At 51.6% G+C, this 26,200-nt stretch carries 19 protein-coding genes and 2 tRNA genes; 6 read left to right on the top strand and 15 right to left on the bottom strand.

The features are described from left to right. Positions 1-121 precede the first annotated feature (121 nt). The gene (locus NTX71_10165; protein ID MCX6340262.1) at positions 122-1,162 is read right to left on the bottom strand and encodes a radical SAM protein; all 1,041 of its coding nucleotides are present in this window, start codon (positions 1,160-1,162) and stop codon (positions 122-124) included. A gap of 230 nt (positions 1,163-1,392) precedes the next feature. On the opposite strand from NTX71_10165, the gene NTX71_10160 reads away from it, so the two are divergent. The 4 genes from NTX71_10160 (at position 1,393) to NTX71_10145 (ending at position 6,805) form a co-directional block, all read left to right on the top strand. After that, positions 1,393-2,544, top strand: a complete 1,152-nt coding sequence (locus NTX71_10160) for a radical SAM protein (GenBank protein ID MCX6340261.1) — start codon at positions 1,393-1,395, stop codon at positions 2,542-2,544. A gap of 138 nt (positions 2,545-2,682) precedes the next feature. Beyond that, positions 2,683-4,071: a glycosyltransferase gene (locus NTX71_10155; GenBank protein ID MCX6340260.1), complete on the top strand. Its 1,389-nt coding sequence runs from the start codon at positions 2,683-2,685 to the stop codon at positions 4,069-4,071. Between the two features lie 29 nt (positions 4,072-4,100). After that, a complete protein-coding gene (locus NTX71_10150) occupies positions 4,101-5,345 on the top strand; it encodes a glycosyltransferase family 4 protein (protein ID MCX6340259.1) in 1,245 nt (414 codons plus the stop codon). Next, positions 5,342-6,805: a glycosyltransferase family 2 protein gene (locus NTX71_10145; GenBank protein MCX6340258.1), complete on the top strand. Its 1,464-nt coding sequence runs from the start codon at positions 5,342-5,344 to the stop codon at positions 6,803-6,805. Before NTX71_10150 ends, NTX71_10145 begins: the two co-directional genes overlap by 4 nt. A 68-nt stretch (positions 6,806-6,873) precedes the next feature. Here NTX71_10145 and NTX71_10140 read toward each other — a convergent pair whose 3' ends face one another. From NTX71_10140 to NTX71_10080, 13 genes are all read right to left on the bottom strand, one after another. Next, positions 6,874-8,043 (bottom strand): glycosyltransferase, encoded by a 1,170-nt coding sequence (locus NTX71_10140; protein ID MCX6340257.1) that lies wholly within the window; start codon positions 8,041-8,043, stop codon positions 6,874-6,876. Between the two features lie 93 nt (positions 8,044-8,136). Then, positions 8,137-8,331, bottom strand: a complete 195-nt coding sequence (locus NTX71_10135; GenBank protein ID MCX6340256.1) for a type II toxin-antitoxin system HicB family antitoxin — start codon at positions 8,329-8,331, stop codon at positions 8,137-8,139. 171 nt (positions 8,332-8,502) lie between these two features. Next, a complete protein-coding gene (locus NTX71_10130; protein ID MCX6340255.1) occupies positions 8,503-10,746 on the bottom strand; it encodes a glycosyltransferase in 2,244 nt (747 codons plus the stop codon). Between the two features lie 78 nt (positions 10,747-10,824). After that, positions 10,825-12,276 (bottom strand): glycosyltransferase family 39 protein, encoded by a 1,452-nt coding sequence (locus tag NTX71_10125; GenBank protein MCX6340254.1) that lies wholly within the window; start codon positions 12,274-12,276, stop codon positions 10,825-10,827. A gap of 84 nt (positions 12,277-12,360) precedes the next feature. Beyond that, positions 12,361-13,572 carry a glycosyltransferase family 4 protein gene (locus tag NTX71_10120; protein MCX6340253.1) on the bottom strand — a complete coding sequence of 404 codons (1,212 nt, stop codon included), beginning with the start codon at positions 13,570-13,572 and terminating at the stop codon, positions 12,361-12,363. Between the two features lie 142 nt (positions 13,573-13,714). Then, complete coding sequence (locus tag NTX71_10115) at positions 13,715-14,197, bottom strand: hypothetical protein (protein MCX6340252.1); 483 nt, start codon at positions 14,195-14,197, stop codon at positions 13,715-13,717. A gap of 1,099 nt (positions 14,198-15,296) precedes the next feature. Continuing rightward, entirely contained in the window at positions 15,297-15,506 is a 210-nt protein-coding gene (locus NTX71_10110; GenBank protein MCX6340251.1) for a hypothetical protein, read from the bottom strand. Positions 15,507-15,878: 372 nt separating this feature from the next. Then, positions 15,879-17,435: a DEAD/DEAH box helicase gene (locus tag NTX71_10105; GenBank protein MCX6340250.1), complete on the bottom strand. Its 1,557-nt coding sequence runs from the start codon at positions 17,433-17,435 to the stop codon at positions 15,879-15,881. Continuing rightward, positions 17,432-17,734 carry a hypothetical protein gene (locus NTX71_10100; protein ID MCX6340249.1) on the bottom strand — a complete coding sequence of 101 codons (303 nt, stop codon included), beginning with the start codon at positions 17,732-17,734 and terminating at the stop codon, positions 17,432-17,434. Before NTX71_10100 ends, NTX71_10105 begins: the two co-directional genes overlap by 4 nt. A 426-nt stretch (positions 17,735-18,160) precedes the next feature. Beyond that, complete coding sequence (locus NTX71_10095) at positions 18,161-18,319, bottom strand: hypothetical protein (GenBank protein MCX6340248.1); 159 nt, start codon at positions 18,317-18,319, stop codon at positions 18,161-18,163. A gap of 687 nt (positions 18,320-19,006) precedes the next feature. Further along, entirely contained in the window at positions 19,007-22,060 is a 3,054-nt protein-coding gene (locus tag NTX71_10090) for an alkaline phosphatase family protein (protein ID MCX6340247.1), read from the bottom strand. A 93-nt stretch (positions 22,061-22,153) separates the two neighbouring features. Next, positions 22,154-24,118, bottom strand: a complete 1,965-nt coding sequence (locus NTX71_10085) for an ABC transporter permease (protein ID MCX6340246.1) — start codon at positions 24,116-24,118, stop codon at positions 22,154-22,156. A 328-nt stretch (positions 24,119-24,446) separates the two neighbouring features. Then, a complete protein-coding gene (locus NTX71_10080; protein MCX6340245.1) occupies positions 24,447-24,698 on the bottom strand; it encodes an AbrB/MazE/SpoVT family DNA-binding domain-containing protein in 252 nt (83 codons plus the stop codon). A 435-nt stretch (positions 24,699-25,133) separates the two neighbouring features. Here NTX71_10080 and NTX71_10075 point away from each other — a divergent pair. Further along, positions 25,134-25,209: transfer RNA gene (locus tag NTX71_10075), tRNA-Thr, on the top strand. Positions 25,210-25,306: 97 nt separating this feature from the next. Beyond that, positions 25,307-25,391: transfer RNA gene (locus NTX71_10070), tRNA-Tyr, on the top strand. 91 nt (positions 25,392-25,482) lie between these two features. Here NTX71_10070 and NTX71_10065 read toward each other — a convergent pair. Then, a complete protein-coding gene (locus NTX71_10065) occupies positions 25,483-25,932 on the bottom strand; it encodes a hypothetical protein (protein ID MCX6340244.1) in 450 nt (149 codons plus the stop codon). Between the last annotated feature and the right edge of the window lie 268 nt (positions 25,933-26,200).

The following is a 26,200-nucleotide window of genomic DNA, read 5'->3' as shown; positions in this document are numbered from 1 at the left end:
TCCGGGAATCTTGTCGGCCAGTTTTAACAGGTTTTCTTTCGTTGCTTCCGAATGCGTTAGATTTAATGTGGGATTTTTCATGCTTTAAGATTAGCACGAAAAGCCCACTATGTCACTTTATTTAAGACGTTTGTATTAGTTGCCCTGAAACTATCTTCTTCATGTTAAGCCTTGATGGAATAGGGTCCGACCATAGTGCAGCGACGCATTTTCTACACTCTTCGGGAGGTTTATCACTCAATAATCTTCGACGAAAATCAGTGTACACGGGACCGTTCCAAATAGCTTTGAAATCTTGCTTATTCACATTTCCTAGAACAGGACTAACTGAGCAGCACGGGTGGACGTCACCATTCCATCTTACCAGGACAGCCTCCCATGGTGAAGAACATGCTTTTCTCCGCGAACCTTGGGAAACCTTCAGTGATAACCACGGTTTCCACCTCATGATATCTAAGGCGTTGAGCTTCTTTACAAGTGAGGACTGAAGTTCAAACTTGATGTTCAATTCACCGGCCAATTTCATTGCCTGCCTGAGAGATCCCCTGATATCCTTAGGAGCTTTAACCATTTCATCTTTAACAGGATCAAATTCAAGAACCTGAGATACAACTACTCCATCGATTTTTAGGTTCTTAGCCAGCCTAACTATCTGTTGTAACTCGGGAATATTTAACCGTGTGAGTACAAAATTTATCGCGATATATGGGTTCTTCTTATCGAGTAACTTTCTTATTTCAACTAAACGTCGCACGTTCTCGATAACCTTGTTAAAGTCTGCTCCCTTTCTTATATAGTTGAATGTGTTTTCAGATGCACCATCTATTGAGATGCTCAGCATATCAATACCCCCATTCACTACTCCCATGCATGTTCTTTCATCTAAGAGAGTACCGTTTGTGATAACATAAACTAAGTTGTCGTATGCTTTTACCCGTCTCAGCATTCCAAAATAATTGGGGTTCATAAAAGGTTCCCCTGCTGAATAAAGATGCACATATTTGGTTTGACTAAAGATGGTTTCCAGTTCATTAAAGAGTTCTAAGGACATATCTCCTTTTGATTGCGGGCAGACGGTTTGCGCACAAAATAGGCATTTGAGATTACAGCGAGAGGTCACTTCAATCCAGCAGTGTGTAGGTAGTGGTATTAGTTCTCTCATTTTCTTTGCATTGAGATTACTTATTAATAAAGCATAGCATGTTTTATCTTGCAATTGATGAGAATATGGGGATTCAGAGAATTCAGGTTAAGAATACATCATCCGTGCTAATCTATGATAAAATAGATATCACAATTGTGTAAAAAATAGTCACTTTCCACTCAAAGGACAATAGCAATACTGCCTTATTGAGAGATAAAGAGCAGCAAATGAGCCTTACGAGCTATGTTATGAATCTGAAATACCCAAACTTCCACTGGGTCGTTTCCTGGTGCATAACGAAAGTGTGCAATCTGAAATGTACCTACTGCCACTATCCTTCGATGCCTAATTATAAGCATCCCGATATCGAGGCGAGAGTCAGAAAGCTTTTAGAGATCAGACCAAAGCACCTCTGTATCAACGGTGGAGAACCGCTGACAGTCCCCAATATTGTGGATATTCTACGGCGCCTGCGCGCCGGTCTTGGAGAACATTTTCATCTCGAATTCAACACTAATGCGACTCTAAAAGATAAATTGCTGCAAATCTTGCCTTGCGTAAATGGAGTATGTTTCAGCATTGACGGTGTCGGAGAAGTTAACAAGATATATAGAGGATATAACGGTGATATACTGCTGGATACCCTCGAGGAAGTTGTCAAATACAAACCAAGATCGGAACAGAACTTCTACATAGTAGTCGTCCCTGTCGCAACTGAAAAGACGTATAAAAGGCTTCCCGAATTAATTAAGCGTGTTGAGACAATTTGGAAGAATGGGAATTGCCCGCATGTCGCAATAGATATTAAGGTAGTTTATCCTAGTAGCCATCCCCTGAGCTACGCACACAAAAAGGATGTGTGGGAAGATTTTATCCGCAGGAGCATAGAGTGGCACGAGCAGTTTGAGATTCCCGTTACGGTGAGAGGGCTTGCACCGGCAAGTCACCTTTCCATTAAAGAGGGAGCCAAGTCGCACAGTCGTTGTATGCGGCAGTTCTTCGTAGCGATCCTTGAAGAGGACGGACATATTACTTATTGCAAACCGGAGCGATATTATGATTATTTCAAGGAACGTTTTAAGAGTGGGAATTTTGGAGAAAAAATAGCAACCTTCTCAAAGGGATCATATACACTTCTAGTTAATCCATATGATCCAGAGTGTTATTTCCCCTGTGATCACGGGGAGTTTATTGACGAAATCCTGGATTGCCGCCGCGCGAGCGACATGGCCGTTAAGGCGAAGGAGAAGGCTATAATTCTCAACGAGGATGAACTGAGGACTGCATGCAGTTTTATCAGGAAGCATTTTCATCCTGATCTGATCATGGATTTCGAGGATATTACGTGGCAGCATGGGAAACCTTTCCGCTCCCGGGAAGTCGCGAGAAAAGAAGTGTGATAGGCTGAAAAACAACAAGGCCGCATTTGATAGCAGACATGATCAACCAACTGATACCTTGATCAGATCTGCGATTCGCCAAGACGGAAATAAGGATGAAAGTGTGTACTTTCACTAAATAAGTTGGGAATCAAAATCATGTCCAAAATCCTTGCCGTCGGAGCCGTGTTACCTGAATTTGCAAGTGACAAGCGCCTCGTTGCCGCGTCCTATCGAATGGAGCAGTTTATCAAACCGCTCGTTCAGGACGGACACGATATAACAATCTGCGGGACCAGTAGCTATGACCCGATCAATGGGATGAAAGTTTCTCAAAGAGAGCGTCTCATTCATTATCAGATAGATTATGACACGATGGAGTTTATTAAAAAGGTCCAGGCCATTCATGATGAATTTAATCCGGATTGTATCCTAGGTATCCAGCGTGTAGGTGCTATTACCGCAGCTCGGCTCAAGAGCAATGCCCCAATGTGGATTGATCTTTTCGGCAGCCCCATGTGTGAAGCACAAGCAAAATCATATGTATATGATGACGACCGTTGGATTGGCGAGTTCTGGCGTGAGGACCAGTCCTGTCTTTTTAGAGGTGACATTTTTTCAACATGTGGAACGCGCCAGGAACATTTTTTAACGGGTCAGCTCAGCTTGTTGGGACGACTCAGTAAATGCACCTTCGGTTACCGATTTGTATATGCAATCCCACCCGGTATTTCAAAGGATAGAGTGGTACGAGCGAGACAGGAAAAGTTATTGAGAGGGCGGCATGTCGATGAAGATGACTTCGTCGTATTATGGTGCGGGGGATACAACGTATGGACGGATATTGATACTCTCTTCTCAGCACTGGAAAAGGCATTTTCAGCGAATGAGAAAATCAAGTTCATCTCCATCGGGGGGCGAGTGGAACGTCACGATGACCTTACCTATCCCCGCTTCGAGAAGATGATCGCTAAATCGAAATATCGAGACCGTTTTGTTCTATTCGGATGGCGCAGCTACACTCAAGCGCTTCAAGCGTATTCAGAATGTGATCTCGGCATAAGTATTGACAAGTATAACTATGAACCTATCTATGGTACCAGAACCAGGATCGTAGAGATGATCCAACACAAACTACCTGTAATAACATCATTGTTGTGCGAGTTGAGTTATCTTTTGAAGGATAACGATGTGGCCTTGGCTTTCGATGTGGGGGATGCATCAGATCTGGCCGAACAGATTGTCGCATTCTCGAAACTGGTCAGGGAAGAGAGGGTTGCTTTTGCGGATAAAGCTTACCAGTTCTTCAGAAACGGGTTTAGTTATGAGAGTACAACGGAGCCACTCAGGAACTGGGTTAAAAATCCAATGCGCGCTCCCGATAGGGATATGAATAATCGTCCTGTAATGGTATTGCAGTCGAATTTGGAGTACTGCAGAAAATTCTTTGAGAATAATCCTGAGGATAATATATCAGTGAAGCGCATGCTCGTGAACAAAGCGAAGGCAAAGTTGAGAAAGTTCATCCGAGCTCTCCATATCAGATAGTTCTTGGCATTTCCCTGAGGTTACTCTGTATGCGCATCCTTAATGTGGTAACTCAGTATTGGCCCTACATGGGGGGCGCGCCAAACTATATAAAAGAGATATCCGAGCGTTTTTTACAGGACGGAGTTGATGTCAGCGTTTACACAACCAATGCATGGGATCTGGAATATCTTTTTTTTAATGACCGTGCTAAAACCGATCTTTCTACCAAAGTAATAAACGGTGTCAAAGTAAGACGTTACCCCGTGAGGCATCCATCTCGCCATGGTCTTACGAGGCAGGTCTTAGGGCGAATCCCGCTAAAAACGTGCAGACTGCTCTTTCGATTCCCCTCAGCCATCCTCCCCGAACTATGGCGAGATCTGCTTATAGAGGGACGACACTATGATCTCATTCACGCCACCCCCAGCCCGTTTTATTCCCTCATTTACCCCGCGTATATAGCCGCGCGGTTCTGGCGAAAACCTTTTGCGGTAACCCCGTTTGTTCACACAGGTACGCCGCGCGGTGATTCTCAGATAGTAATGCATACCCACCCAGACCAGGTCTCAGTCCTCAAGGCATGTAATCTGGTGATTGTACAGTCGGCGGTTGAGAGGAAGGCATTGATAGAAAAAGGCATTTCTGAATGCAAGATCAATATCCTTGGCATGGGAGTAAACCCCGATGATGTATCGGGGGGGAATCCTGAACATTTCAGGTCAAAATATAAAATTGCTGAAAAAGAGAAAATCATCGCCTATGTTGGTGCACTCATCCACGATAAGGGCGCGTTTCATCTGCTGGATGCTTTTGTGAAGCTCAAAAAACAACCGGGCCATATGCGACTGGTTATGGCTGGCCACGCCTCGGTAGAGTTCCAAAATTATTTCAGCGAGAAACCAAAGGAGATAAAAGAATCCTGTATCCTCATGGGAAACGTTGGTGGCGAGGACAAAGCCAGTCTATTCCAGGCATGTGATGTTTTAGCATTGCCCTCACGGGCAGATAGTTACGGAATCGTTTTTCTTGAGGCATGGTTGGCCGGCAAGCCGGTAATCGGAGCGTATGCGGGGGGAATTCCAGAGGTGATTTCTGATGGGGAAGACGGATTCCTCGTGCCTTTCGGAGATGTGCACATGCTCAGCGAATATCTCTCCCATCTTATGAAGGATCCGGAACTGTGTCGGCGGATGGGCCAGAAAGGGCGGGAGAAGGTTCTCAGATCATGTACATGGGATCAGCGCTACCACAAGATAAAGTATTGGTTCGAAGACCTTGCAGGGCATCGATGAAAAAACGGCTCAATGAGCAGAAAGTCCCATTTGTCGGCATTGTTGTGTTGAACTATAACGGGATGGCGCACTTAGAAGAATGCTTTGCGTCCCTAATGAAGTTGGACTATCGGAACGTAGGAATAGCACTGGTTGATAATGCCTCTACTGATGGAAGTCAAGATTACATTCGGAAGTGTTTCCCAAATGTTCAGCTTATACAGAATGCAATAAATGAACATTTTGCACAGGGAATGAATAGGGGCATGAAATATTGGCTTGAAAAGGGAGCGGACTACATTGCGCTCTTGAACAATGATGTCGAGGTAGAACGAGACTGGTTAGCCGAACTTATAAAAATGGTGCAGACCGATCAACGCATAGGCGCGGTGGCCTCGCGTATGATGTACTACACCAATAGGAAAATCATCAATGGAATAGGTGTGGATTTCAATATGATGGCCTATGCATGGGACAGGTATCAGGGGGAGACGTTTAAAAAGAGCATGGGGCATTCCGAAGACGTTTTTTCCTTTTGCGCGGGAGCGGTATTGCTGAATGTGGCTGCGTTGAGAGAAACAGGGCTATTTGACCCCTGGCATATGTTCTATCTAGAGGATGTGGATCTTTCCTTCCGCTTGCATGCCAGGGGATGGAGAATCGTAACCGCTCCTTCCGCGGTAGTGTACCATAAGTTCTCTGCGAGCACGAAACAAGGCTCTCCCTTTAAGGATTATTTTATTTTGCGCAACCGTCTCAAGATGATTCTATACTATTTTCCCCTACGAGAGGTATGGCCACGCATTATAAGCAGAATCATAAGAAAAGAACTCGGAACCGCTCGCCGCTGGCTCAGGCGCCGGGAGTGGCACCGGGCATTGCTCCAGTTGAAACCATTTATTGATTGCATCCTGCGGCTTCCTTCTGCGATCATATTCAGGAAAGTAAACCCTCCCCAGTATTCGGTTATCAAAATGTTAGCGCATGGTTTGGAACCGGATATATTGCCGTACTTCAATTGGGACTATGAAAGAGCTGATAGGGGAAAGATTAGCCAGTATAGAATTATCATGGGAGTAAGTGATAATCTTCTGGGTGACGGCTGGTATCCCCTTGAGCTGTCTAGTCCTCAGTGCCGCTGGACATGTAACGAAACAGATTGTCTATTACGTACGCAAAGGGATGTCCGAAGTATTTTGCAACTCCATGTGCGGCAGCCTATCAAAAACGCCCCCACGCAAAATTTGAAGGTATACATGGAAGATGAGCAGATAGGGGATGCACTTATCGAAGCGGGTGACTGGCACACACATCATTTTTCCTGCACTCCCAGGAAAAGTGTCGAGAAATTCACGTTTAAACTTGCCTACCAGATCCATGTCCCAATGGGTAGGCGCTGTATTGATGCGGGTGTCCAATTCAATGAGGTAAGCATTTTGACGGAGGACTCTCCCTTTCTCAGGAGAATGGAGAGGCAGTAACCGGTACTTTTGAGCCAAAGGTTGTCATTTTATAACATGGATCAGCGGGGTACTGGCAATAATTTCTGCTATTTTCTGAAGAGCTTGTAAATACGATAGAGGAGTGAGCTTTTGAGGCGGACTTCTAGTTTTTCGAGCTCGACAATCCTGTAATATTTTTCTTGGTTTTTATTGTGAAGCTCTTCGATAAGCTTATCCCTTTTGACTATTTCGCCATCCCGCCTTGCTATTTCGCCGTCTTTTTGATGGATTTGCCGATCCCTTCTGTGGATCTCCTGAGTTTTTGTTGCTATCAGCCTTTCCAGTGCGTGGACTTCCTTCATCAGGCGGTCCTTTTCAATGTCGGACCAGTTTTTCAACCTGTCTTCAAGGGGGAGAAGCAATTGATCTTTCTTTTCAGATTGAAGGGCTTCCTGAAGGCCGACAAAATAGTAGTAGTCGAGAAGGGCTTGATAGAAGCGAAATCGAACTTCGGGGCTGGTGACCCTGGGGAGGCGGAGGAAGTCAATCAGCTCGGGGTGCTTTTTGTAGAGAACAGCCGCAGCTTTGCCGGCTCTGAGCTGGCGCTGGATGTAATCTTCGATATCTACCGCGTGGTAGTGATACGTGATGGCCTGTGAATTGTAGACAATTCGGACCCCGCTTTTCCAAATACGATAACCGAGCTCTACATCCTCCCAAACCGCCTCGGTGAAATCAGTGTCAAAGGTACCGACCAGCTCGAAATATTTCTTTGGAATTGATATATTCGACGTGTAGAAATATCCAAAGGGAACGTTCTGCGGAGCCTCTTTGATCCTGGGATAACTGAACTGCGTATCAATATTGATGTAGCTCATGAACGGCGTTATTTCTAAATCAGGGTGCCAATCGATATGACCGAGGACTGCAATCGCTTCACCTTTTTTATGTAGGCGGAGGTGCTCCTGCAGCAGGTGCTTATCGGGAATGCAGTCGTCACCGGTGAAGAGAATAATGGGGCCTTTTGCCTGCTCGATCCCGAGATTTCTCGCCTTCGCGGGGCCGCCGTGGGGTTGGTGGAAGTAACGGATATTTGGCTGCGTTTGAGAAGCTTTTGCAACCGATTCTTTGGTGCCATCTGTGGAACCATCGTCAATAATGATGATTTCAAACTGTTCCTGAGGCAGGCTTTGGTCCTTATAAGCATCAAGGACTTTTTGCAGAATGTCTTTTCTGTTGTACGTAGGGATGATGACGCTGATGGCAGGATTATCCACTGTAAACCCCATGCAATTGTTTGATGACGCTCATGCCGCCAACTTTAAGAAGGGCTTTAACAATGCGGTCAGAAGAAAGATCGGTAAATAGCACTAGACAGCGACCTCCACTTCATAGAGAGCGCTTTTAGTTTCCTCTGATATCATCTTAAGGTAGGTGACGATCGCGTCTTTGATATTTTCTAAGGCCTCTTCAACCGTATCCCCTTGACTATGACAACCAGGAAGAAGTGGGCAGTGGATATCATAGCCATATTCGCTTTTATGCACGACCACGGGATATTTCATTCATCTCACCTCCACATAACAATTTTAACAAAAACCTATTAAAGGGAGCATCAAATATTCCACATGTCATTACGAAGAGCCCTTCGACAGGCTCGGGATTGCCGCGCCCCTTTGGGGCCCGCAATGACAAAATCGCAATTTTTTCGCATCTTCTGACCCTTTACTCCGGGATCATTTGATATTCTTGAGCCAGGGGCGATATTTGAGATCCTTGTACGTTTGGGTAAAAAAGAGCAAGAGATCAATGAAGACGAAGTTCTTATCCCCCCCGGCCCAATCGCTATGGATATAATCCAGCATCTTTCGCCAGTTTGCCAAAATTGTCTTTCTCAGAGATGAATATTTACCCGCACCCTCATAGTAGTATATCCACCAGCGCCAGTCCATGTCGAGGGCGGAAAAGATACCATCCCTCTTGAGGTGCTCCGCTCTCGCCGCAGGCTGATAGAGGATAGTGTATCCTGCCGCCCTGAGGCGATGCCCCAGATTCACATCCTCATAGTTGCTTCGATATTTAAGATCATAGAGCCCGATTTTTACTACCGCATCAATGCGTAAGACATTGTTACTCCCGTAGAGGAAATCGGGACTCAGAAGCTGCTCATCCCCGAAGTGCTGCCTGCAGTGAACCGCGCGCCAGCGGTCGGCGATGCTGTTCTGGTACCGCTCGGTAAGCTTGCCGCAGGCGCCGGCGATCTCGGATTGAGTGAAGTTCGCCATCAGGATCTTGAGCCAATCCCTGTCGAGGGCGACATCGGCGTCCACGGCGGCGACGAACTCGTTTCTCGCGGTGCGGAAGGCGGTGTTGCGGCTGGCGGCGAGGCCGAAATTCTTTTGATGTCGGATGATCTTTACCGGATAGCGAGAGGCGATCGCAACGGTCTCATCAGTAGAGCCATCGTCCACAATTATTATTTCATCAACGGGGTACGTCTGCGCGAGAATGCTTTCCAGGCAGGATTTGAGAGTTTTGGCGGCATTATAGCAAGGAATATACAGGCTCACCTTCCGCCGCCCTTCTGTAGCAGCACCGATCTGGATGGCTTTCTCGTTCTGATGCTCACCCCACAGCCTGTATGCCTCGGAGAGCCAGTGCTCAAGCTCTTCATTGGAGAGGTGGTCAGTGCGGATGACAGATTTGCCAGATCCATCGTACTCCTCCCACGAGCTGGCGGCGATGTGGCCCGTTTTTCTGAGGCGCTCATAATATTGAGTTCCTGGGAAGGGGGTCGCGAGTGAAAACTGGAGGCAGTCCGGATCTTTTTCAAGGGCGTACTCAATCGTTTTTTTAATTGTTTCGGATGTTTCCCCCGGGAGGCCGAAGGTGAAGGTGAGGTGGAAGCGTATCCCCAGCCTCCTGGTGAGTTCAATTGCCTTTTCCGCTTTTTTCAGGTCGAGCTTCTTGCCGCTCGCGTTGACGATCTTCTGGCTGGCTGATTCGATCCCATATTTGACGGCGATGAGACCGGAGTCCTTCATCTCGCGGAGTATCTCCTCATCGATTGCGTCCGCCCGGCACATCGCCGCCCATGGAATGCCGAGGTTCCGTTTTTTTATTTCGCGGCAGAGCGTGATGATTCGGGCCTTGCCGAGGTTGAAAGTATCGTCATCGAAATAGAAGGATTTAAATCCGTATTTTTTCTGGCAATATTCGACCTCGTCCACCACGTCCCCGGGATCGCGAATGCGATACTCGTGGTCGCCGTACATCACGTCGGGCCACAGACAGAAGACGCAGCGGTACGGGCAGCCGCGGCTCGCCCACATCTGGAGCATCGGGTGCGGCATGTCGCAGAAGGCGTCCCTGTAGTTCTCCATCGGCAGGAAGTGACGTGCCGGCCAGGGAAGACTGTCAAGGCCCTTGATCGAGGGCCTGCGCGGGCTGGTCTGAATCGTCCCGTCGGGCTTCCTGAAGGAGAGGCCTTTGACCTCTTCGAGCGGCCTTGCGTTCATCAGATGTTCGGACAGATCGAGGAGCGTGAGTTCGTATTCGCCAGCGAGGATAAAGTCCACGAATGCATTTTCCTTGAGGATGTGTTCCTTGAGGACGCTGACATGGGGGCCGGTCAGTGCGATCCGCGCGCATGTAGATTCTTTGATCTTCTTTGCGATGCGCAGATCGATATCAATAGAAGCGGTGGATGTTTCGTGGAGGACGAGGTCAGGGTTGAACGCGACAACTTTCGCGATGTATTCCTCCTCCGTCAATCCATCAGCGATCCCATCAATGAGCATGACCGGAATGCGCTCGCGCTCGAGAACTGCCGCGGCATAGGCAAGGAAGAATGGGAATGGCACATAGGGCGGGATGCGGCTTCCGTCGGGGACCTCCATGGTGAACGGCCATCGCGAACCGGCCCGCACGCCGAGGCGATTGCCTTTCCTCCAGGGTGGATTACCAATAAGGCTTTTCATATCCTACAATAGTAATGGTTCGGCAGACTACCATGCCATCGGCGAAGTGGCGAGCAATGCCTTTCTTGTTCCATACCTCTATTGCAACAGATAGATATTGGTATATTCGCGCCCTATTTGAAATCTCGTCACAAGTCTCTTAGGCAGCAAAGCAATCCGCCCATGTAGATCGTTCAATTCATACAACCATCCCGGGGATAAACTTTCCAATAACAAATCACTTGGTTGGTAGTGAAATTCCGTCCCCTTCGGTGGGATAAGCAGAACATTAAGGGACTCCTTCACATACCCTACGTATGGGTACGCTAAATCAAGGTAGTAGAACTCCTCGACCCATATCCGCCTTCCCGGAAACCTGTCCTGCAAATAATCTGACACAGCCCTTTTAACCATTAGCACATCATGATAGCATATGTTTGCCTCCTCCATTTCCGGATTGAGGTGCCAGTACGATGAAAAAATGACACATATGGCCAGGACGGAACTTGCAGCAAGCGCCCATTTTTTAAATAGGAGACGGATCGATAATGCTCCTACGACGTAAAAGAACGGGAAGAGAACGAGGTAGTAGCGCATATGGTAAAACACATCAAACGACGCATAAAAGGCTGTGAAGGCGGTCACAAAACCGGCAAGGAGCCATATTGTTTGCCGCTGTGTTTTGGATAGTCTCGCACGGCTGGCAGCCAGAAGGAATATGAAGCCCGGGATGAAAAGAAAACGGCCTTGAGAGAGAAAGACAAAGTGAGCGACGTGTCTGAGATCATTCAGATATTCACACAAATTCGCGGGGTAATGCCGTGCAATATAGAGGGCCCATCCCTTTTCGCAAAAATGCCATATCATCCATCCGAGGAAAATAATGAGGGGGATTACATATACATATAATCTCCGCTCGCAGATGAGTTTCTTTACTTTTCTATGAATAAGCATTCTCCAACCATTTTCCTTCATTGCCGCGTGAATCAGTATAACCAGAATCACTATGAGACCGGATTCTTTCGAGAGTGTCAGACATGTGCCCGCCACGAGGTACCCACAGAGACTTCCGGTAATGTATGCGTATGCGGTAATGACCGAGAAGAGCATGGTCGGGACGTCATCGTTGAGCTCCGGGATTTGTGCAAAAAAGAGAGGAGAGAAGAACAGCATCAAGGCTGCAAAGAGGCCTGTATTCGAATCAAACATCTTCTTGCCGAGAAGATAGGTGAAGTAAAGTGTGAGTGCGCCCAGGAACAGGAATGCGCCATGGAACGCTCGATGCGAGCATCCAAAAATTGCATAGAGGACAGCGAGGAGCTCATAATTGAGAGGGGGATGGTCTGCACCGCGTATTTCTTTATCCATCCAAGGGTGATGGGGATGATCAATGTCTAGCTCGCGAGGGAGTCCTTTCCAAGGTATCGGGTAGAATCCGTGCTGCGCTACCCAGAACGCTTTTGGTATGTTCCAGAATTTAGCATCATCCCCGAGGAAGGGGAAATCCAAAGTTGGGTATTTGGTCAGGAAGACGATGATGAGGAAGGACATGAACATGCACACCCGTGAGCCGACAAATGATTCCCATGCTCTCTGTGGTTGACTATAGCTATTCATCGTTCTCGGGCGAGTCTTTCACATCCTGCTTTCAGTAAGGAAATCGTACATGGTGATGATGCGCCCCCAATCATAGTGGCACCTTGCTTTTTGCTTTGCAGCATCCCCCATCCTTGTACGGAGAGACGCATCGTCTATCAGGGTGATGAGCCTTTCGGTCAACGCCCGCACATTGCCGGGTTCGACCAGGAAGCCCGTCACGCCGTCCTCAATGATATCCTCAAGTCCCCCCACCCGCGAGGCCACCACCGGTTTCCCTGCGGCCATTGCCTCAACCGCGGCGATGCCGAACGGCTCGCGCCACACGGAAGGCACCACACAGATGTCGGCCATGGCGTAGAGTGCCGGAAGTTCCTCCTGTGAGTGCCATGGGAGGTATTCTATCGCATCATCTACTGGTTCGCTACGGCTATAGGTCGGGATGATGACTTTGAAATTCAGCCCCTTCTGCGTGAGTATCCTCACAGCCTCGCGCAGCACGTAGAACCCTTTTCCTTCGTCACCCATCCGGCTTGTCATGAGGATCGTCGGTACGCCTCCCGGGCGATGCCCGGGAACGTTTTGGAGCGCGGCGACATCGACGCCGGAAGGGATCACGCGCACATCCCGATGATACGGCGAGAGCGTTTCCTGCATGAACCTATTATAGACGACTAGGGTGGATGCCGAGCGGATCGCCCGCTCGACCCATCTCCTGTAGAGCGGCGTGAAGGCGAGCGAGGCGAGAAACTCATGCGAGAACATGTTCAGGGGGCGGAAGCGGTGATTCTTCATCGCGCACAGGGTGCACTCGCGTGTGTCGCGCAGATAATTCTTCGGGCAGATTTTCCCATCGCGGAACTGCGTGCCGTAGTCTTTGATGCAGAGGCCCTCATAGGCATAGAAGCGCAGGATGGGACGGTATTCCTTGAGCGCGGCAGCGAGGGGAAACTTGAGATACCAGCCGTCAGCAATAAATAGCTTATGGGGCTTGATCTTCTGTATCGCCTTCCTGAAAACGCGCGGCAGATTCAGCGCGTTAAATGTCGCTTTCGTGAAGTGAAGTTTGATTATTTCGAAAGGGAAATCTCCGATGATCCTCCCCCTGGGAAAGTAATCCTGAAAATCCGGCACGAGGAGCGTTACGGAATGGCTTTGGCTGAGCCGCGACATGACCTCCTTGAGATCGACACGGGCCCCGCCGTCCGGCGGCCAGTTAAAGAGGAGGTCTATGACTACAATTCTAGACATTAGCTATGTGCAAGGGTTGTGGGTGACAGATTACTTAACATAGTGCAAATGCCGTCAGCGCGCAAGAGAAAAGAACCCATTCCACCTCGTAGGTGGATATGAAGGTCTCGAATTCACCGTCCCAGACTTCTCTACAGCATGTTCATTCAACAACAGTAACAGTCTCTGTGACAATCTGGCTGCCCACTGGCTCGTAACTGACCGACGGCGCATAGCAGGGGGGTGAGTAGTATGATGGATAAGAATATGCCGGAGCGGAATAATAGCCCGGATAGGCATACCCGCCATAGTAACCTCCATCCCAGTTCTGAGAGACTTCATGAATAGCGTATGCTGCCAGGCCTGCATTGAGAGCCGAATTGACAATATAGGGGGCCTGCCACCCACGGCCGTACCATCCCTGCCCGCCATAATAACCATCCCAGCCACCACCCCAGTAGCCGTGATGTCCGCCCCAGCCACCGTGATAGCCGCGCCAGCCGTCGTGATAACCTCCCCATCTGCCATGATAGCCGCCCCAACCTCCGCGATACCCGCCCCCGCCGTGCCTCGGGCCTCCCGCGAAAGTTGTCCCGGCGCCGAGCAGGAGTCCGAGGCCCAGAACCACAATCAAAAGCTTTCTCATTGCACACCTCCTTTTCAACTCATTTATAAAATAGAGCATAAGGCGTGCCATTACTGCCCTGATACCCGTAAAAACCAATTCAGTCACAACATACGTTATCGCAAGGCATTATAATCATTCACTAAAAGCACCTGCGTGAGGTTCCGCGTCTCCTGCCGTATCGCTGCTCTAAATTGTGGCATGCGGGCACTGGATTGAAGCAGTGAAAATCGGTAACTACTCAGGTAGTCAGAAGTCAGGAGCCAGAATCCAGAATGGATCGCGAATAAGCTTCCAGGAGCTTGCTGACCTCTTCGAGTAACTGCATTATCACGGGGAGCATTAAATATCTGACATGTCATTGCGAGGAGCGTAGCGACGAAGCAATCTCAACTCTTTGGGCAGCAGGAGATTGCTTCTCCCGCCAAGGCGGGATCGCAATGACCATGGCAAAAAGTGTAAAGAATAATGTGCTTCCATTAGTAACTCGGAAACATCGCCGTAGCCCAAGTCCTCAAATGTCGCCGCTGGCGTCCTCATTCTAACTCCTGACTCCTGAATTCTGGCTCCTGAGCAGTTACGCGACATCATATGATATCTCTCCGTCTACTAGATTAGAAGGATCGGGCATTTTGAGTATCCTATCAGTCTCATGGGGCCTGGGGTGTCCTTCTCACTCCAGCAAAACTTGTCCTCGAGAAATCGGGGAGCGCGAGTCCCGAGTGAGATTTGGACTCCTGCTTCCCGACTACAAGGCCCTGCTTGCAGTGGCGGGCAGGCCGCAGGAGTGATAGATACTACAACACCCTCCTCATAACCGAGAAGGTGTGAAAAAATCGTATTTTCAGCGCGTGTACACTGATATGAGAAATTGTCATTGCGATCCCGCTAAGCGGGAGAAGCAATCTGTTGCCCCTCAATGAGTTGAGATTGCTTCGTCGCTGCGCTCCTCGCAATGACGTGTCAAACATTTCCTGCTCTCAGTAATAAACGGGTTATCAGTGTAAATCCGTGTCAATCCGTGGATGAAAACACTGAGTGGAGTGAATTAGCGCCCCCCATAAGTGACCCATTACGATTTTTTCACACCTTCCGAGGTCTTACCATTCTTATGTTGGGGCTATTCGGCTCCGGCGCGGCCTTTGCATGCCTCCTCGGGGGAATATCCCAATACAATTCGCCCCAGCCTCTTGTGCCCGCAGTGCAGGTACTGCTTCTTCCATGTCTCCCGCAGCTGCCTGATGCACTCAGGATGTTCCGTCTCAAGTTTCGCCAAGAGCGCATGGAATTCTTTCACGGCCTTCCGTGCGGCGTCCTCATCCCAGCTCATTTCCAATCCCTCCCTTCCGGTTGAGCGCGCCCTCACTGATCAGATGGCGCCCTTTGTTGCTTCACCTTATAAGACGAAGTGGGCCGGCATTTTATTCCATATATTTTCACGCTGTGTGCAAAAAAGGCGCTCCGGGAGCGCATCTTGACTAGGACACCCTGAAGGGTGCGCTACGGTTACAATAGGGATCTATTCCACCTCGTAGGTGGACATAATGGTGGAGACTGGCAATACAAAAAATTCTCTCAGTCAAGGCGGATGGCTCAGGATGTAGGAGGTATATGCAGATGTCTATCGGATATGGATGATTCTGGCAACCGGCCTTTGGTGAACAAAAAAGGATTCATTACACGATGTGCGGGTTACGTATAATTACAGACCATCGGGACCGACATTACTGGGAGGATTTCCTCCGCCGGCGCGCTCGTGGGTTTCAATCGCGTGTCCGGGGCTTTCAGGTGCGCGCTCCTGTTTTTCAACCCGGGGATCGGGCTTCGCAGTCGGCGTCGGTATCGGAATCTCCGGCACTGACAGAACGTGACTATCAGTCTGGGGATCGGGCTTCGCGGGCGGGGGCTGTTCCCGCACCTGGGCCGCCGGGGGCTGATGATCAGGGCCGTGCCCGTGATGCCTGTGCATCGCGCCATGCCGGTCGCCGTGCCCGCGCCCCGTCCCCGGCGGTGCGGGCGGCGGGGACGGGAGCCGCACCATATCTTCCGTCACGGGGATGCATGTGATCTTACTCCCGAGGAGCTTCTCGAGGGCGGGAATCACAAAGGCGCCGTACTCGTCCACGAATGCCACTGATTTCCCCTTCTCACCGGCCCTGCCGGTGCGGCCGATCCGGTGCACATAATCCTCTGGATCCTGGGGCATATCGTAGTTCACCACGTGGCTCACGGACTCCACATGAATTCCGCGCGCCGCGACATCGGTTGCGACAAGAACGGGGGTGTCGCCGTCGCGGAACCGTTCGAGTATCCGCAGGCGTTTTTCCTGGGGGACGTCGCCGGTGAGCAGGCCGCAGTGGATCCTGTACTGCGTGAGACGCCTGGCGATCCTCAGGCAGCCATCCCTTCGATTGCAGAAGACCAGGATCCTGCTCGCCTCGTCGTGACCGAGGAGCCAGCAGAGCAGCGCGAACTTCTCGTCAGCGGCGACAGAATAGAACCGCTGGTCGATGAGCCCGGTCACCAACTGCTCGGGCTCCGATTCAACCGTCACCGGATTCACGAGCCAGCGCTCCACGAGCCGCACAATATTCGGGGTGAGGGTGGCGCTGAAAAACATCGTCTGCCGTTTCCCCGCGGGCGGGAGCTTTGACACGATGCGCCGGACGTCGGGGATGAATCCCATATCGAGCATCCGGTCGGCCTCGTCGATGACCAGTATCTCCGTCTGCGATAATTGGAGGTGCCCGCTGCGTGAGTAATCGATGATGCGGCCCGGCGTGCCCACGAGGATGTCGATGGGCCTCTTCAAGGCATTCCGCTGTTCCACGTATCCCATCCCGCCGAACAGGACGAGGTGGTTGAGCCCGCAATACTTGCTGATCGCCTCCGCGTCCTTGTAAATCTGGATGGCCAGCTCCCGCGTCGGCGCGAGGACCAGGACGCGGCAGAAACCCGGCGTGCGCATCGTGAGCGGCCGGCGCAGGATATGGGTGAGTGCGGAGGCGAGAAAGGCGGCGGTTTTCCCCGTGCCGGTCTGCGCTTTCCCCGTGACGTCTTTGCCGGCAAGAAGGTGCGGCAGGCACAGCTGCTGGATAGGCGTGCAGTACTCAAATTGCAGATCCTGGATGCCGCAGAGAACCTCCCTTGCGATGTCCATGTCGGTGAAACGGGTCTTCCCCATTGCGGGCGGAACAGGGATGAGAGGCGGCAGCGGCGGGATAGCCTTTCTATGGTGAGGCCGCCCGCCCGCGCTCAAGCTTCCTGCTCGTCCCTGCCTCCCGGTAGGAGTCGGGCGGAGGACAGGCCCTCCTTGGCCAGGGCTTCGGTCTGAGCTAATGCTTGGCTGCCTGCCTGCCGAATAGGCAGGGACAGGTTGCTGGACAGGCTGGCGAGCGGGCTGCGGGGTCGGTTGCTGCGCAGCTGGCTGAATAGCCTGGCGGGGAGATGCCTGGCCCTGGCGCCCGCCGCCGGGGCGCGGGTGGGGATGAGGAGGATGCCGTCTGGGCCCCCTGCCCCGCTGATCCCTCCCTTGGGGGTATGAACGTGGTCGCGCATTTCTCTCTCTGGAGGGTGAGTTACCGCGATGTTGCTGTTCCTGCGGAACACGCGGAGGCGTTACCGCCTGGGTGATCCTCTCCTTCTCCACCCGAGACGCTCTCACGTAGGGGTGTTTGTACTCCGCTGACTTTGCCCGCCCCGTCACGGCATCCACTATTTTCCTGAACAGTGATTTCAATGCGCCCGCTCCTCCGTCAAATTCGTATCAGATTCTTAAAAGGCCTGTCGCGTCGTGGCGGAGGGATTTTGCCTTTGCAGATAGAAGAGGTCTGTATCCTCGCCAGAAGGCCTGTGAAGAGTTGATTGTAACAAAATTGTGAAGAGTGAATGAAACATTATTTAGGACGCGGCAGGCGAGGGATGGCTCCGCGCAGTGGCTGGAGAACAATGCGGTGCTGGGGAATTGAATGACAACCACACAATCTAAGGAGCTGTTTCTTTTGGGACAATCTTCATGATCTCACCATCCGGCACCATGGCTAAGCCGTTCGCATCAAGCGCCGATTCAAAAGTTTTGAGCAACTGGCTTATGGGAATTACTAATGGGAGCACATTATTCTTTACATTTTTTGCCATGGTCATTGAGATCCCGCCTTGGCGGGAGAAGCAATCTCCTGCTGCCCAAAGGGTTGAGATTGCTTCGTCGCTACGCTCCTCGCGATGACATGTCAGATATTTAATGCTCCCCGTGATAACTTGGGAGACATAATCGTAATTCTGGTTCCCCTGGCCTTCTCACTGACGATAAAGTTTGTTCCGGTAAAATCGCTCACCAATTTAGCAATGTGCTCAACAAACACACCGTTTAAATCAAATTTCACCATCTCTTCTTCTGATTCTTCTGCGGGGCGATGGGAAACGTTCTGCCAGGGCAGTATGGCATTCCCCGACGGGGGTGCATCAATTCGGAATAACATCCCTACACTGATACACTACGGGAGAGAAATGACGCGAGCGTGTGCATCACCATGAGGTTGAGGGCGGTGGAGGCTATAAGTCCCCCCAGGATCATGATCGCCATGGGCCCCTCGATCTCGTGCCCCGGAGCTTCACCTCGGCGAATCTTTTTCTACAGCCTTCAAGCGCCCCTTCACTAATTTTAACCCCCCCCATATTATCAGGATCGCTGTCAATACGGGAGCCCATAGACGGGCGATGCAGAATCTGCCGGTTACTACCGATTCGAGCGGATCGAGGAGACGCTCTCGGGGTATACGGCCGCGCAAAATTGTGCAAAGGACTAGGGGGAAGCTACGTCGAGCATCGTTCCTACTGCTGATTCTTCACCGCGCGCACCACTTTTTCATCAGCCTTCTCTATATGGTAGATCCCGTCGTAGAGCGCCTTCCCCACGTAATGCGTGAGACCCCACGACACCTTATCGACGGTAATCCGTACCCCCGCGAGCAGATAATTGACGTTGCTCACCACGCGAATATTTTTATCCCTGATCGGGTAGAGCATCGCGCGGTCCATGTCGGAGAAGATATGCTCGATCCATTCGAGCAGCAGAGTCACCCTGAAGGCCGCTCCCCGCCCGGCGGCTCCGGTGGGGCTCATAAGGATGATCGCCGGCGCGTCACCGTATGTGAGCTCCTTTATCTGGAGGGCATGCATGAGCTCCCGGCAGCGCTCCTTCGGATAACTGTCCGGAAGCTTGTCGTACCCCTCGGTGAGCTTGGCCAGGCCTGTTTCTATGGGTTTTTTCTTGTTCCCGGGATAGGCTAAGTCGAACAGGTTGTCGAGATCAACGAGCGCCTCCCTGTTGAAGAGGCCGAATATCTCTCCCGCTATGACGTGTATATCAGTCGGCTTTTCGAGGTTGTGCCCCTGGTATCGCAGGTCGGCGACGAGCGACTCGGGCTTCTTCGCCTCCTTGCGTTTCTCATACTCAGCAACCAGATCACCCGGCTCAAGCTCCTCCTCTTTATACGGGAGCCTGGCCAGGAGCGCACTCGCAGAACCTCCGCCGCCGGGACGATCCGCCTCACCTTCGCATTTCAGAAAGCCGCGCAGGGCCTTGCCGTCAAGCCGCTCGCTGTTATACGGGATACGCAGAAGAGAGAGCACTGTGGGCGCGAGATCAGCCGACCTGGCGCCGTCACTGATCATAATTCCCTTCCTCACGTTTGGCCCCGCCACAAGGAGCGGGATGCGCATCGAAGGATAGAGCAAGTATCCATGTCCGCCTGAAGGCTCTTCGGATCTCTCGAAAGACCAGCCGTTAGCCGCGCAAAGCATCATATCGGGAGAGAATCTCTGCTCCCTCTGCGCCAGTATACCGTCCCAGAACATTTGATTCGCGATTACCACTATCGCATCCGGGTAAAGAAGGTATTTGCTTCCGTCCAGCCATTCGTGCTCCGTATGATATTCCCTTAGCAGGTCGGGTGAAATCCCGGCTTTGATATATCCGAGAGGATCTGCATCCGCCGTTTCCTCAAAAGAAATTTTGCCATCAGAGCCGCACCGGATCCCCCTGGCGGGAATATATCTATATAAAAACTTCCAGTTCCCCTCCGCCCTCCGCTCAATTATCGCCTGGGTCCCTTCCTGGCCGAATACCGCGACGCGGTTATTATCCAGCTTCACCAGAACCTGGGCGACCGGATGCCCCGGAACCTTTTCCGGGAATAGATTCTTATCTCCCATGTCCAACGCCAGCAGGCGCTCTACGAGATTCACCGGAGCGTAGCCGGGCGCGACCGCGTACTGCGTGAGATCATATAGGGTGTTGCGGCGGAGCCATTCGCCGGAGTCCACATCGCCATAGGGGAGATAGACGCGAGCCTCTCCTTCGCCGTAATCTACGAATACAAAGCCGTTCTTTTTCCTCCCCTTCCGCGTATAGTAGTCGTCGTACCATCTGATATTGCACCCCATACCCGATCCGGGGTCCAGCAGATGGTCATTATCGGCATCGGCGATCGACTTGTAAAAGAAACCCTTCCCCAGATCGACCTTCTGAAGAATGCTGCCCTTCCCGCCCATTGTGCCATGGTCGGCAAATAAAAATAGGTAGGTGCGATCCCATACCTTCTTCTTAATGAGCTTATCCTTGATAGCTCCGATGCGCGAGTCCAGGTTCGCCAGGGCTACCCTCGCTGCCCCGAACTGCGCGCGGGGAGAATCGTGGCAAGTCGTGTCTACGTTGGGGAACCAGAAGTTCATTATCTTGGCGTCGGGCCTGAGCACAAGGTCGTCGCCGAACCGGGCATTGATCTCATCGCCGTAATCCTTTGCCCGGTGAAAATAAAAAGGCGGTATCACCGTAGAGGCGTCCACCTCGTAACGGTTCGGGGGCGAAGAAGAGAGGATCGGTTGCGACGTGCTTGAATAGTTCAATCCCTGGTCGCGCAGGTAATCCGCAAGGAGCAGGACATCATTGCTTCTCTTATCTTCGTACCGGCTGCGGGCGCCGGGGAATGGAAATAGCGCGGCCTTTTCCATGATTATACCCAAGTGTCGCAAACCGGCCGGCCTGAGTTCATCTGTTGCTATGGGAGGTCCGAACGGTTCTAGATATGTGTCGGCCTTCCTCCTCTTCCTGTCGAACCAGTTGTTTCCCTTGATCCCCGACCGATTATTAAAAACTCCTGTATAGAGTGTCGCATTGCTTGCCAGAGTGCTTGATGGAAACACTGTAAACGCATTGACAAAGTCAGTGCCTCCGTCGAAGAAGAGCTCCTTGATTGCGGGAAGATATCCGCCCATCGCCATATCGCGTAACACGTCGTAGCGCAGGCCGTCCACGTAGAGGAGAACCACACGGGCGTCGGGAACCGGCAGGCCCGCCGGCATCTCTGCCGCCGTATAGACAACGTTATCCGGCCTCTCCTCGGGGGGAGCCGCCTCATCGCCCACCGCAATATTCGCAACAAAGCTCCCTGTATTGTCGGTCAGATCAAAATCGTTTATCCCGAGATAGAGCCTCCCCGCGGTATGTGCATCGCTGTAGTGATCCTTACCCACAAAGAACGGTGTGCCGTCGTCCCCTATCTTTCCAATGAGGCAGTAGCCTGGTGCAGGGCCCTTATCCGCCGAGGGGAGAGGGAACACCTTGTCATGGTCGGTCTTCCGATGCCGGTACGACCCCATCGGGCCGACGCGCCAGTCGAAGCCGTCTCGTCCCATGTACGACGGGCCCGTGATTTCAATTTCGCCTGAGGCGGTGATCCTGAACGGCTCGTCCGTGTTGAGATCAACCCCCGTATCCGTAAAGGCCTTGTTCGCTGGTAGGATCACTCTGCTTTGGGCCGCAGCGGGGATCACACTCCCTGACAGGCATAGCACGCATGATGTGAAGCACAATATGAATCGCATGTTTCCTCCATTATTGGAAGCCATCTGAAGTCGGCTGATTCAGGCTTTTTATGGTTTTTATCACAACCTGCCCGTCAAACAATTTGTTATGGGTTATTCGTACCTGAGCGCTTCGATAGGGTTAAGGGCAGCAGCGTTCTTGGCGGGCCAGAGCCCGAAGAGGACCCCCACCGCAATCGAGAACGACGCCGCGAGCACTATCGAGAACGCAGAGACGCGCACCGCCCAGCCCGCTAGATTCGCCATGAGGGCTGCCGCGCCGACACCCAGCGCGATTCCCGCGAGTCCTCCGCTTAACGTCATCACCGCCGACTCGATGAGGAACTGGATCATGATGTCAACTCCGCGCGCCCCAATCGCCTTGCGGAGACCTATCTCCCTGGTCCTCTCTGTGACAGAGACGAGCATGATGTTCATGATCCCGATCCCTCCCACGAGGAGCGAGATCGCCGCAATGGAGCCGAGGAGCCATGTCATCGTCTGGGTGGTAGTCTCGAGGGCGTTCTTAATATCTGCCATGTTTCTTATCTCGAAAGAGTCCTGGTTATCTTTCGGGAGGCGATGATTCATGATGATGATATCCTTGACCTCTTTTTCGGAATCGTCCATCCGCAACGTGTCAGCCACCTCCGCATAGATCGAGTCGAGATAATCTTTCCCGAGGAGGCGGTACATGGCCGTCGTGATCGGGATAAGTATCGTGTCGTCCTGGTCCATGGGACCGGCCGCCCCCTTCTCCGCCAGGACGCCGATCACCTGGAAGTTCACCCGGTTGATCTTGATCGTCGCCCCCACCGGAGAAACGTCCCCGAAGAGCTGCCTAACAACCGTGGTGCCCAGGAGGGCCATCTTCTCGCGCTTTCTGAGTTCTTCCTGTGTAAAGAACCTGCCCATTGTGGGGCTGGCAGACCTGACCTGCTCGTACTCGGTGCCGGTGCCCTCGACCTGCGTGTTCCAGTTCTTGTTACCATAGACAACCTGTCCGCGTCCGGAGACAGAGGCGGCGACCCCGCTGATGTTGGGAAGGCGTGCGATGGACTCAACGTCCTTGAACGTGAGCCGGGTTACGGCGCCGGTCTCGAGGGCCACTCCATGGAGCCGGTGCGATCCACCTCTCACCATGAGGAGATTGGATCCCATCGATGCAAGGCTCTGCTCGATCGATTGCTTCGCTCCTCTCCCCAAAGCGAGCATCGCGATAACCGCGCCCACTCCGATGAGGATGCCGAGCATGGAGAGCGATGAGCGCATCTTGTGCGTGCTTATCGCGCGAAGCGCCTGGCGTATATGGTCGCCGAATTCCGCCTTCCCCACGCTTGCATGAGCACTCGCCATAAGATTCTGAAATTGCCCCGCCGGTTGTGACGTCTTCGACTCGCTACCCTCGGGGACCCTCCGCTCGTCCGAGATGATCCGCCCGTCCCGCATGGAGATGGTCCTCCTGGCGCGCCGTGCGATCTCCGGCTCGTGCGTCACCATGACGATCGTCTTCCCCTGCCTATTCAGACTATCGAGTATCGCAATGATCTCCTGCTCGCTCTTGCTGTCGAGATTCCCCGTCGGCTCATCCGCGAGTATGATGGGCGGTTCGTTCACCAAAGAGCGTGCGATGGCCACCCTCTGCTGCTCTCCCCCGGACATTTCCATAGGCCGATGAGCAGCCCGCTCCGAGAGGCCGACCTCACCCAATCTGGTGCATGCTCTTTCCTTCAGGTGGCGCTGGCCGGCGTAGATCAAAGGGAGTTCGACATTTTCCAAAGCGTTGGCGTATGGCAGGAGGTGGAACTGCTGAAAGACAAAACCAATCGTCCTGTTCCGGAGCACCGCGAGCTGGTCATCCGTAAGTTTGGTGAGCTCGCGCCCACCAATCCGATAGGAACCTGCGTCGGGCCTGTCCAGGCAGCCTATGACATGGAGGAGCGTTGATTTCCCCGAGCCGGAGGGCCCTATGATCGCCACATACTCACCCTCCTCAATTTTCAGCGAGATGTCCACGAGGGCGTGGACGCTCACCCTCCCCATCTGGTATGTCTTGGATACGTTTTTCAACTCAATCATGCTGCCTTTCCCTGATAAAGAGTATTTTCTTGTCCAGATTATTTTGCCTTAGGTGGTTGCGGTATAAATGACTTCTTCCCCGTCTCCGTGCTCTTCGGCAAGTTTTCCTTTGTGCTCCTTCCCAGTCCCCTTTCTTGACGTTGCGTCCTTCCTCTGCGCATTTCTCAATAATCTTGCCGCTTACCTAGGGATACACTACTGCCTCATCACGCCCTTTGATGTCGCCCACATAATCAAGGGTATTTTTAATAGACTGAAGCCGAATCCGGGAACCCCTAAAAATGCAGACGCAGCCCCACGTTTTACATGCTCAAGGAACACTGCTGGTTCAACTCTTTTTTCTACCTGAGAATTGTTTCCTCTTTATTGCCATCAGCTGATTCGAGAGCATGCTCAGAAGTTTGGCAAATTCGTCTTCGGGGATAAGACTGATTATCCGTTTGTGGAATGGGGGCCCGGGAATAACAACTAATTTGTCACCCGGTTTAATACCCATTCTTTTTCTTGCTTCCGCAGGAATAACGATTTGCCCCTTTGTTCCCACTACCGCCGTGCCATAAATAATAGGTTGTTCTCTCATCTCTCCCTCCTTTCCTGGAGTAGAACCTACCCTCATTCAATACGCCCCTTAGTATGAATTGTATAACAAGTATCCTAATCTATACAAAGTATACCATGGCGCTGTTTATTGTCAATACCATTGTTGCCTAAAATATGGCTTAAGCCGATAGACACAAAAAACCTCAATGATTAGGTAAAATGGAATAGATATACAACCAGCGAAGTGACGCGAGAGGGGGACCTGTGATCAAGAAGCATAACGGCCCGACGAGCCGCCAACTGAGTAGCAAAGCTGTAGCTGCCGTGTAAGGGGTTGATATACGCGTGCCGACCGTTTTTGTTCGATATGAATATTCGGTAAGAATCCGGGGCCATAGGACTCACGGGCGATTTGGAGCTCTTTGCCGGATTGATTGTTCACAGAGAGCTGTGGTAAAATAGCGCTGTGTAACAGGCCGATGTAGCTCAACTGGCAGAGCAGCTGATTTGTAATCAGCAGGTTATCGGTTCGACTCCGATCATCGGCTCCAGTACTGCAGGGAGAAGGGGGAAGAGAGAAGGGATTAGGGAAAACTCTTTAACGTTGACCCGTATCGCTTATTCCTTCTCCCTTCACCCTGCTTCATAGGGCAGGTACCCAAGCGGCCAAAGGGGGCAGACTGTAAATCTGCTGGCTTTGCCTTCGAAGGTTCGAATCCTTCCCTGCCCACCAGTACTGCAGTGAAAAGTGATTAGTGATAAGTGAAAAGGGTAAGAAAGTAGAGAAAAAGAGAGGGCGGTAGTCGGGAGACTGCTGCCCTTTTTTATCGGACGGTAAAGGAGTTGCCGTAGTCTATTTCGATAACTGTCTTGCCATTCATCACCGCCGCGATGAACTGGTACGTTCCCTTGGGCCACTCAGCAGGGATCGTCACGCTCAGGACGGCGCTCATCGCGGTATTGAACGGGAAGTCGCTCACGATGCGTTTGGCTGATTCGATGGTCTCGAAAACAGCAAATCCTTTCCCCGGGCCCTTGTAGTACTGGATGCCGCCATCGGGGCGGATGAGGCCGAGAATTATCGAGACGGAGCTCTGCCCGTCCGGCACAATTTCCCAATGAAGGTCAACAGGGGAGCCCGCGTCAACCGTTGCCTTTTGAATGGAGAGATGCAGCCCTTGCTTTTTCGGGACAGGCGTCTCTGCGGGCGCAGCCACACAGTAAAGCACCAGCGCGGCAACTAGGGCAAGACTGCAAAACCATCTTGCGCTCATCTCACAGACCCTCCTTATTTTCTGAAAAAAGCATAGCAGATAATCCATTTGTTTGCAAGTACCAATACACAACTGGTAAAGGGGTCATGAATCGACACGTGCAAACTTCTACACCCTTCTAAATTAGCCCGACTTTCGCAGATTTTGGCATAGAAGCCCAGCTTTCATAGGAAAGGAGGGCATTTTAGCTTCGAGTCTCCAACACATTTTTTACGTGACCTTCCCGCCGTGTATAAATGCGCGGAGGCGGTTGCTCGGGCAAATTCCA

The sequence above is a fragment of the Candidatus Auribacterota bacterium genome (assembly GCA_026392035.1).
Lineage (GTDB): Bacteria > Auribacterota > Tritonobacteria > UBA1439 > UBA1439 > JAPLCX01.
The sequence above is the reverse complement of the archived record's forward strand: the minus strand, read 5'-3'. Positions and strand labels throughout refer to the sequence as shown.

Bases quoted from the DNA above. Each gene is read 5' to 3' on its own strand.
- NTX71_10165 (MCX6340262.1), bottom strand. From the start codon at position 1,162: ATGAGAGAACTAATACCACTACCTACACACTGCTGGATTGAAGTGACC.
- NTX71_10160 (MCX6340261.1), top strand. From the start codon at position 1,393: ATGAATCTGAAATACCCAAACTTCCACTGGGTCGTTTCCTGGTGCATA.
- NTX71_10155 (MCX6340260.1), top strand. From the start codon at position 2,683: ATGTCCAAAATCCTTGCCGTCGGAGCCGTGTTACCTGAATTTGCAAGT.
- NTX71_10150 (MCX6340259.1), top strand. From the start codon at position 4,101: ATGCGCATCCTTAATGTGGTAACTCAGTATTGGCCCTACATGGGGGGC.
- NTX71_10145 (MCX6340258.1), top strand. From the start codon at position 5,342: ATGAAAAAACGGCTCAATGAGCAGAAAGTCCCATTTGTCGGCATTGTT.
- NTX71_10135 (MCX6340256.1), bottom strand. From the start codon at position 8,331: ATGAAATATCCCGTGGTCGTGCATAAAAGCGAATATGGCTATGATATC.
- NTX71_10130 (MCX6340255.1), bottom strand. From the start codon at position 10,746: ATGAAAAGCCTTATTGGTAATCCACCCTGGAGGAAAGGCAATCGCCTC.
- NTX71_10125 (MCX6340254.1), bottom strand. From the start codon at position 12,276: ATGTCCTTCCTCATCATCGTCTTCCTGACCAAATACCCAACTTTGGAT.
- NTX71_10120 (MCX6340253.1), bottom strand. From the start codon at position 13,572: ATGTCTAGAATTGTAGTCATAGACCTCCTCTTTAACTGGCCGCCGGAC.
- NTX71_10115 (MCX6340252.1), bottom strand. From the start codon at position 14,197: ATGAGAAAGCTTTTGATTGTGGTTCTGGGCCTCGGACTCCTGCTCGGC.
- NTX71_10110 (MCX6340251.1), bottom strand. From the start codon at position 15,506: ATGAGCTGGGATGAGGACGCCGCACGGAAGGCCGTGAAAGAATTCCAT.
- NTX71_10100 (MCX6340249.1), bottom strand. From the start codon at position 17,734: ATGCGCGACCACGTTCATACCCCCAAGGGAGGGATCAGCGGGGCAGGG.
- NTX71_10095 (MCX6340248.1), bottom strand. From the start codon at position 18,319: ATGACCATGGCAAAAAATGTAAAGAATAATGTGCTCCCATTAGTAATT.
- NTX71_10090 (MCX6340247.1), bottom strand. From the start codon at position 22,060: ATGCGATTCATATTGTGCTTCACATCATGCGTGCTATGCCTGTCAGGG.
- NTX71_10085 (MCX6340246.1), bottom strand. From the start codon at position 24,118: ATGATTGAGTTGAAAAACGTATCCAAGACATACCAGATGGGGAGGGTG.
- NTX71_10080 (MCX6340245.1), bottom strand. From the start codon at position 24,698: ATGAGAGAACAACCTATTATTTATGGCACGGCGGTAGTGGGAACAAAG.
- NTX71_10065 (MCX6340244.1), bottom strand. From the start codon at position 25,932: ATGAGCGCAAGATGGTTTTGCAGTCTTGCCCTAGTTGCCGCGCTGGTG.